Consider the following 2,517-nt stretch of genomic DNA (forward strand, 5'->3'; position numbering starts at 1 on the left):
CCTCGGTCACCACAATGCGGCGCAGCCGCTCCTTGTGGCGGTCGAGCGCCTCCTGCAATTGCTTGAGGCAGTGATAGCGCAACTCGATGTCGCGGGACCAGCCGGAGGTGTCGAATGCGCGCCGCGCCGCGCCGACGGCTCGCCCCATGTCGGCCACGGTCCCATCGGTGGCCTGCCCGACAACTTCCTCACCGGCCGGGTGAATGACATCGAACTTCGCGCCACTGCTCGTGTACTGCAGCTCGCCGCCGATCAACATCCGCTCGTCGCCGGCCAAGACACCGGTCTCGCTCTGCACTCCCGTCATGGGAGACAGCTTTACAAATCTTCGCGACAGTGTCAGCCCTCTGAGGGTGGGGCGAGTTCGCGACCTACCGGGTCAGGCCACGGCGGCGCAGCCACCAGTCACGGCCCACGACGACTAGGATTCCCGCGGCGAATGCGATAAGGAAGTAGTCCTCGACGTGGCCGACCTGGTTCCCGTGGATCATGAACAGCAGAAACGCGGCGATCACAATGAGGACCACGTGCCACACCCGCGGCGCGGTGCCGCTCCAGCCCCACTCGGCGGACGGCACGTCCTCGACGTCTACCCCGCTGTGTCGTACAACCTCGGTGCTGGCCACGGCGCTCCTGCTCACTTGACGGGCAATCGCCCACATTCTGGCATACGGGACTCAGTCGATCCGCCCGTAGCGGCGCAGCGCCTCCGCGCGCTCGCGTTTGTGGTCGACGATCGGTGGAGCGTAGCCTTCGGGCCGGCCCTCCTTCAGTGCGTGAACGTCGTCGACGTCGGCCAACTCCGGTACCCAACGCCGCACGTATTCGCCTGAGGGGTCGAATTTTTGGCCCTGGGTAGTGGGGTTGAACACGCGGAAGTAGGGCGCCGCGTCGGTGCCCGATCCGGCACACCACTGCCACCCGTGCTGGTTGTTGGCGATGTCGCCGTCGACGAGTTGCTCCAAGAACCAGCGCGCGCCCCACTGCCACGGCAGATGCAGATCCTTGACGAGGAACGACGCGACGATCATCCGCACCCTGTTCGGCACGAAACCCGCGGCGCACAGTTGGCGCATCCCAGCGTCGACGATCGGGAAGCCGGTCGTGCCGGCCTTCCAGGCCTCGAAAGCGCGCTCCGCCTTCGGCCCGGTCTCCACCTCGATCCCGTCGAAGTCGCGGTTCAGGTTCCGCCATGCGCTGTCGGGCCACTCGTGCAGCACCGAGGCGTAGAAATCGCGGAACGCCAACTCCCGCAGGTAGGCCGCGTGTCCCGGCCGGCGGCCGTCGATGTCGGCGGCCATCGTCCGCGGATGGATCGTGCCGAATTTCAGGTGTGCCGACATCCGGCTGCTGCCGTCCTTGTCGGGACGATTGCGATCCTCGGCGTAGTCGTCCAGTTTGGTGTCGACGAACTCCGCCCAGCGCGACAGCGCCGCCTGCTCACCGGCGGCCAGGTCCAACTCGGCACCCGGGTCCGGGATGTCGACGGCGCCCGCCAGGCCTGCCGGATCGAGCCAGCGAGCGAACTCCGGCCCGGTGTTGGCCGGTGCGCGCCAACCCATTTCGCGCCAACGGCGGAAGAAGGGGGTGAAAACCTTGTACGGCGAGCCATCCTCCTTCGTGACTCGCCCTGGCGACACCAAGTACGGCGATCCGGCAGCCTTCAACGGCACGTCATCCAGCGCGTCACGCACCTGTTCGTCGCGCGTGCGGCCGAACGGTGTGAAGTCCTCGGAGACATGCACAGCCGATGCGCCGATCTCCTTGACGATCTTGGGAATCCGGTCTGCCGGCCGCCCGCGGGTGACGTGGAGCCGGCCATCGAGCTGGTCGCGCAACTGCCGTAGCGAATCGCAGAGAAACTGCAGCCGGCGCGTGCCCGACGACGCCTCCAGGCGTGGATCGAACACGAAGCACGCCAGCACGTCGTCACCATCGGCGGCGGCGCCGAGCAGCGGCGGCAGGTCGCGCAGCCGCAGGTCACGGCGGAACCACAACAGCGTCGGCATGCCCTCATGCTGCCCGCGATTTCCGGCGCGAAAACGTCCGAACTGCCCCAACCTGGTCAGATGGGCCGCCCGCTCTGCCTCGAACTGGCGCAGTATCGCCCGGCCACCGGCCCAAACCCCGTCGCGGAGCCAGGCCGGCAAGCCTGCGACATCGTCACAGACACGTCAGATCTTGCAGCCGAACGCCGACTCCGGGGCGCTCATCCTCGGGCTTTGCTGGCCAGAGTGGGGATTGACCCGCGAGCCGCCCGACCTCGAGGGCGTCGCCCGGGTGGCCTGATCGAACTGAACCCGTTTGGTTGACGTCACTTCAGGTGTAACGTCAGCAAAGGAGGTGCGGTGGCGTGAAGACCGGACTTTTGAGCAGCTACAAATGGTTGGCCCTTGCGGTGATCGCTGCGGTGTTGATGCTGGGCCTCGTCACCACGCAGGTAGCGCGCGCCGACAACCGTCTCAACTTCACCGGAACCACGCTCAGCGGCGGGTCTTTCAACGGATCCAACCTGCA

3 protein-coding genes are annotated in these 2,517 nt (G+C 66.8%); all 3 read right to left on the reverse strand.

The window, feature by feature from the left end:
• On the reverse strand, positions 1-307 hold a 307-nt coding region (locus tag VKG81_RS13000), incomplete at its 3' end, for an aldehyde dehydrogenase family protein (RefSeq protein WP_324396511.1).
• A 64-nt stretch (positions 308-371) separates the two neighbouring features.
• Entirely contained in the window at positions 372-626 is a 255-nt protein-coding gene (locus tag VKG81_RS13005; protein WP_324396513.1) for a DUF2631 domain-containing protein, read from the reverse strand.
• 51 nt (positions 627-677) lie between these two features.
• The gene (locus tag VKG81_RS13010) at positions 678-2,009 is read right to left on the reverse strand and encodes a deoxyribodipyrimidine photo-lyase (protein ID WP_324396515.1); all 1,332 of its coding nucleotides are present in this window, start codon (positions 2,007-2,009) and stop codon (positions 678-680) included.
• Between the last annotated feature and the right edge of the window lie 508 nt (positions 2,010-2,517).

Origin of the sequence: Mycobacterium sp., assembly GCF_035314905.1 — a bacterium.
Taxonomy (GTDB): domain Bacteria; phylum Actinomycetota; class Actinomycetes; order Mycobacteriales; family Mycobacteriaceae; genus Mycobacterium.

Excerpts from the sequence above, each read along its gene's own strand:
- VKG81_RS13010 (WP_324396515.1), bottom strand. The coding sequence starts at position 2,009 with ATGCCGACGCTGTTGTGGTTCCGCCGTGACCTGCGGCTGCGCGACCTG.